This window comes from Bacillus sp. LB7 (genome assembly GCF_030449715.1).
Classification (GTDB): Bacteria; Bacillota; Bacilli; order Bacillales; family Bacillaceae; genus Bacillus; species Bacillus paralicheniformis.
The window spans coordinates 1-4,711 of record NZ_JASGCA010000039.1 but is presented as its reverse complement, the minus strand read 5'-3'; the positions used below and the strand labels follow the sequence as shown (position 1 = coordinate 4,711).

Here is a 4,711-nt window from a genome sequence, read left to right as displayed (position 1 = left end):
GAAAGGCGCAAACTTTGCCGCGCTTGTGGCTTAGTCGGCTCCGCACGTTGTACGATTCGGAAGGCAAAAGGGAAAAGACCAATAGAATACGCTTCAGCGTATCCTTGCCATTTGCAGAAATGTGACCGTCAGGGAACCTTTCTGCTTGTTTTAATGTTTTTCTGTCATCGTTCACTCGTGAAGAAATGGACAGGAACATAGCAGCTGTTGTTTCCGGGTTTGCCAGAGGCAGGCCCGGAGGCTTACAGATGCATGTTATCGGGCATTTTAGAGGGAAGCGAGATGCCGCAGAGAGTTGGCCGGCTTGCCGGCTTACGGCTGCGAGCAGACCCGGAGGGGGAACCCAATGATAAGGCCCCGCATCAAAAGATTGAATGTAATCTCCTTCAAAAAAGGGGGACAGACTATGGAAATAACAAAAGAAACTCTGAATTTGTTAATCATCTCGAGTGCCGCAACGGCAGCCACATTGATTGGGATATTTCCATTAATCCTAACGGCAATAAAAAAGACCAGCTGAAAACGCTGGTCAAAAAAACAGCCGGCAATGCTAAGGGTTAATAAGGATCTGCAGCCGGCACACTAAAGGATATGACCACTCAATTATAACAGAAGATGGAGGTTTGTAAGGATTTGCGGCAGCGAATCCTTACAAACTAGGTTTTAAACGGTTGCCTCAGCAACCGTAAGAAGCAGGCTCGATGCCTGCGCTTTTCAATCAAAGGAAAACTTCAGTTTTCCTTCCAAGCGTAAAGGATCTCATATAATCATGAATATGAAAATCCTAATCTTATACATCAATACAATAAATCATGGTATAGTATACAAATGAACATTGATAATATTTGGAGGGTGCTGTTTGAAACTTTTTGAGAACATACTGTTCGCCTTGTTGTCAATTGTTGGAGTTATGGCAATCGTCTTGCAAGATGCTTTTTTTCCTTTCCTCGCATGGATACTCCTTTTGATTTTGGCCGTATGCTATTTTATCTTCAAAAACAGACATTCCCGTTTCATGTACCTTTGGATAATCCTTCTCTTTGCAGTCCTATACTCTCTGTACATTCTTGTCCAGAAATACTAAAAGGGAACAGCTCTCACTGTTCCCTTTTTTCTTAACGATAGCCTGAGTTGGCGTAGCTGACAACGTTCTTTTTGATGACTTTCTTTCTTGCCTTATCAGAATAGAATGTCGTCACATATTTAAATGAAGGTCTTAATTTTGGCCCTTTTTTATACAACACCTGTTTATAATAAAATACGTCGGTTGCCAATTGATAAGTCATGTTTGCTATATTGATAACAATCTTTGCTACTGCGGGCAATTTTGTAATCCCTGCAACTGAAATTCCGATAACGCCGATGGTCCACTTTTTAGGCTTATTGTCTCCGTAAACAGTTCCGTGGTATGTCCATTTATCCTTTGCTTGAATTGAAAACTCAAGCTCGTCGAGTGACGCAGTGTTCTGGTTTGATTGTATTACCATTACATCTTTCTCCTTCGTCACTAGCGACTCAATAGAGACTTCTTTTTTATCAAAAGACAACTGACTTACCAGCTCATCAATTTTTTGATATTCGCCAGTATTCTTATCTAACTTATAGATGTGACTTCTCAAACCAGTCTGGTCCTCGTTGAAGTATTCAACATTCTTAAATTTCTCATTCCCTTTGGTGTAAGTGTACTCTAACTTTTCATCACTTTTTTCAATAAAGACAACGTCCTTGATATCAGAGGTGATATTTTGCTCTTCAATCTTTGACTCCGCCCTTGCACTCTCTAGGCTCGAAGGTAGAACTCCAGACACCAAAAAACCAGATGCAATCAATGACAAAACTACTTTTTTCATACTTACACCCTTTCAAGGTTTTTTTAAACCGGGTGACTTGTCTTGATGCAAATGATCGAAATTTAGTCAAAAACGAAAAGTATATTTGTTCCAAACCTCCCTTCTTATTCAAACTAACACATGAAAATACATCATTCAACAGTAAATGTCATTTTACCGAACAAAAAAAGAGGCTATTCGGGGATTTTAAGCAAAGGCTTGACTGCTTAAAATTCTCGAAGTTTTACCGTTGCGACTAGAGTCATTGCTGCTCTTGTTGTTTGGCTCGTCGACTTTGCCGCGCTTGTGGTTAGTCGGCTCTGTTGTACGATCAGAAGGCAAAAGGGAAAAGTAAAAGAGGCTGCGCTTCAGGCAGCCTTACCAATTGGCGTGGTTTTGAGGCCTTAAACGGTTGCCTTAGCAACCGTAAGAAGCAGGATCGATGCCTGCGCCTTTCAATCAAAGAAAACTTCAGTTTTCCTTCCAGGCGTAAGGCCGAAAAAAAAGAGAAGGGAATCCCTTCTCCTGCTGTTAGATTTTTTCTAAATCTACGCTGCCATTCACTTTTATATTAAGCCACTCAAACAAGAATATAGCTTTTTGCTCCAATAAATCCTCTGAATCAGTGCCGTCATAATAGATCCATGTCACATATTCAAAAGCTGACTCTGAAAGATAAGCTTTGCATGTCTCTTCATCTAGGTTCAAGTGATCAATCAGTCCTTTACTATCATCCCAAGAGTACCCTAGAAGAAACTCGCTACCTGTACAGTTTAATTTTTCAGTACAATAATCGCTCAACATTTTATAAGTTAAAACGAATGGCCTGTCCTCATGCTCAATAATGATAAAGGATTCCTCGTCGTGAACCAACTCTTCTTCATATATATCGACTAAAGTATCAAGGATTTCCCACCCGTTTTCGATTGACTGGCCATGTAAAGTGGTTGCACCTAATTTTTTTAGTTTAGAGAAATTCGTATCTGTTAACGGGATTCCTTTTTTCGCAAAAACCTTGAGAATGTCGTCTTTGTACCAGTTCACTGTTAAAAATAGTTCATCATGTTTCATTTATTGAATCCTCCTGTTTTTTCATTTAAGTGGAGAAAAAAAGAGTTATTTACTTTTCCCCCTGTCCACCTGTAACGACAGCGAGTGAGGAACGGAGAGCAAGGGAACAAGCTGAAAAAGTTTTTTGTTTTGATGGTGTCGTTGGGATGGGAGGACCGAAGGGACGTACCAGGTCATACGATACCCAAAACCCGTTTGACTTGAGATGCGAGGACAAAGGACGCAGCAGGGCAAAGGAAAACGAGTAAAAAAACTTTTTCGCGCCTTGCTAGAAGTGACGAGGGAGCTACAGTGAAGGTGGACAGGGGCCGGGAAACCACTTCATTCCAAGGTTTTAAAACGGTTGCTTCAGCAACCGTAAGAAGCAGGCTCGATGCCTGCGTCTTCAATCAAAGGAAAACCTTAGTTTTCCTTCCAGGCGCAGTTGGCCAAAATAAAAAAGCTGGTCCCACTAGGGACCGGCTTTTTATGTGAATTCAGTTTTCTTTATTCTCGAAGTCGGAAGTTAGTACACCTCTGAAGAAGAAACTAAGTACACCTACTATAAAGATTCCTATTGACCCCAAAAATATTAATGCGGGTTTCAGAATCTTAGATTTAGATATATTTTGAGCTTCTTCGTAAGAAATTAATTTAAAATCAGAAGCCCATTTGAAAAACGGATCTGCGATAAAAAGTCCGACAACTATAAATGCTACAGAGATAGAAAGAAGATTTAATAAAAATTTTTTGGTTTCTTTCATCGTTTTCACTCCATCCATATTTTCATTTTGAATGTATTTAGCCTATTTGTAAATGGTCAAGCATCTTTTTAGCTTGCTTTGCAAGACTTGAGTCGTTGTTCATGTAATATTGAAGAGTGGATATCACATAATGGGAAAGCCCCTCGGAAACGAGAGCATGCTTATACTGCAGAGTAAAGCGCCCACTATATTCAGATCCGTCTTTCCAGACAATGTGAAAGTCAACTTTATTATAACCCCCGTTCTTTGGAGATGTAAGCGCCCATTCCGAGATAGTCGCTTCAGCTTGCTTCCATGTATTGTGTGATTTTTTGATGCATTCTTGTGAAGGCCCTTCAAGCCTTTCAAGAGTAATCCTTTCAACGTCGATTTTAGCCATATTTATATCTCCTTCATTTCCAAATATTATTGCTTCAATAACTTTTGTTGAGTAGATACCCAATCTTCGATTTTATAGACCACTTCGTCAAAATCATTGGGGAACGGATATTCATCACAAAGATTGCTGTCTGTTTTATCGTCGGCTTGATGCCATAATTCTGAGATCTCGCGCGCAGAATTTTTGAACTGAATTAATGCGTTTAATAATTTTTCGTTGTTTGTCATTGCTTAAACTCCTTTTATTCAACTTAAAGGTTTAGCTTCTACATACAGCTCTCCGACTTCAATTAATTCTTTAATGCTTTCGATACCTTCTTGTTCTGCCTCTTGAATAGAACTAGCTTCAACCTCTATTTCGCATAAAACTAAGTATGTATTCTTCATTGTCGATCTCCTTTTCTATTGTTAATTCTCTTCAGGGCGGGGGGACCAATCCCCGCCGATCAGTCTTTATAATTGTGTTTGTGATTGCTACTGTCCGTATGTTTGAATTTTATTTCTGCATATAGGTACAACGGATAAACGGCTATTATCGTAAGTAAAATAAAGTCATGTTTGTCATGGTTTTTCCCTCGTTTCTTTTTTCGTTTTGCCTTCCGGAGGGAAGGTGGTTCCCCGAAGGGGGATTATTTTTCCCTTTTGGCATGGAGAACGGACAACTGCGGTTAGCCGAATGACAAGAGTGAC

The 4,711-nt window shown here is 39.9% G+C and carries 7 protein-coding genes; 1 reads left to right on the top strand and 6 read right to left on the bottom strand.

All coding sequences use genetic code 11. The features are described from left to right. The first annotated feature begins 252 nt into the window (after positions 1 to 252). Positions 253 to 561 carry a hypothetical protein gene (locus QMZ64_RS22765; protein WP_145643972.1) on the top strand — a complete coding sequence of 103 codons (309 nt, stop codon included), beginning with the start codon at positions 253 to 255 and terminating at the stop codon, positions 559 to 561. A gap of 554 nt (positions 562 to 1,115) precedes the next feature. On the opposite strand, the gene QMZ64_RS22760 is transcribed toward QMZ64_RS22765, so the two are convergent. The 6 genes from QMZ64_RS22760 to QMZ64_RS22735 form a co-directional block, all read right to left on the bottom strand. Further along, a complete protein-coding gene (locus QMZ64_RS22760) occupies positions 1,116 to 1,850 on the bottom strand; it encodes a hypothetical protein (protein ID WP_017474410.1) in 735 nt (244 codons plus the stop codon). A gap of 510 nt (positions 1,851 to 2,360) precedes the next feature. Beyond that, complete coding sequence (locus QMZ64_RS22755) at positions 2,361 to 2,900, bottom strand: hypothetical protein (RefSeq protein WP_089030054.1); 540 nt, start codon at positions 2,898 to 2,900, stop codon at positions 2,361 to 2,363. Between the two features lie 476 nt (positions 2,901 to 3,376). Further along, positions 3,377 to 3,643: a hypothetical protein gene (locus tag QMZ64_RS22750; protein ID WP_025810889.1), complete on the bottom strand. Its 267-nt coding sequence runs from the start codon at positions 3,641 to 3,643 to the stop codon at positions 3,377 to 3,379. 37 nt (positions 3,644 to 3,680) lie between these two features. Further along, on the bottom strand, positions 3,681 to 4,022 hold the full coding sequence (locus tag QMZ64_RS22745) for a hypothetical protein (RefSeq protein ID WP_061577977.1): 342 nt from the start codon (positions 4,020 to 4,022) through the stop codon (positions 3,681 to 3,683). 26 nt (positions 4,023 to 4,048) lie between these two features. Beyond that, the gene (locus QMZ64_RS22740; RefSeq protein ID WP_025810891.1) at positions 4,049 to 4,249 is read right to left on the bottom strand and encodes a hypothetical protein; all 201 of its coding nucleotides are present in this window, start codon (positions 4,247 to 4,249) and stop codon (positions 4,049 to 4,051) included. 18 nt (positions 4,250 to 4,267) lie between these two features. Next, complete coding sequence (locus QMZ64_RS22735) at positions 4,268 to 4,408, bottom strand: hypothetical protein (protein ID WP_155266822.1); 141 nt, start codon at positions 4,406 to 4,408, stop codon at positions 4,268 to 4,270. Positions 4,409 to 4,711 lie beyond the last annotated feature (303 nt).

Bases quoted from the DNA above. Each gene is read 5' to 3' on its own strand.
- QMZ64_RS22765 (WP_145643972.1), top strand. From the start codon at position 253: ATGTTATCGGGCATTTTAGAGGGAAGCGAGATGCCGCAGAGAGTTGGC.
- QMZ64_RS22760 (WP_017474410.1), bottom strand. From the start codon at position 1,850: ATGAAAAAAGTAGTTTTGTCATTGATTGCATCTGGTTTTTTGGTGTCT.
- QMZ64_RS22755 (WP_089030054.1), bottom strand. From the start codon at position 2,900: ATGAAACATGATGAACTATTTTTAACAGTGAACTGGTACAAAGACGAC.
- QMZ64_RS22750 (WP_025810889.1), bottom strand. From the start codon at position 3,643: ATGAAAGAAACCAAAAAATTTTTATTAAATCTTCTTTCTATCTCTGTA.
- QMZ64_RS22745 (WP_061577977.1), bottom strand. From the start codon at position 4,022: ATGGCTAAAATCGACGTTGAAAGGATTACTCTTGAAAGGCTTGAAGGG.
- QMZ64_RS22740 (WP_025810891.1), bottom strand. From the start codon at position 4,249: ATGACAAACAACGAAAAATTATTAAACGCATTAATTCAGTTCAAAAAT.
- QMZ64_RS22735 (WP_155266822.1), bottom strand. From the start codon at position 4,408: ATGAAGAATACATACTTAGTTTTATGCGAAATAGAGGTTGAAGCTAGT.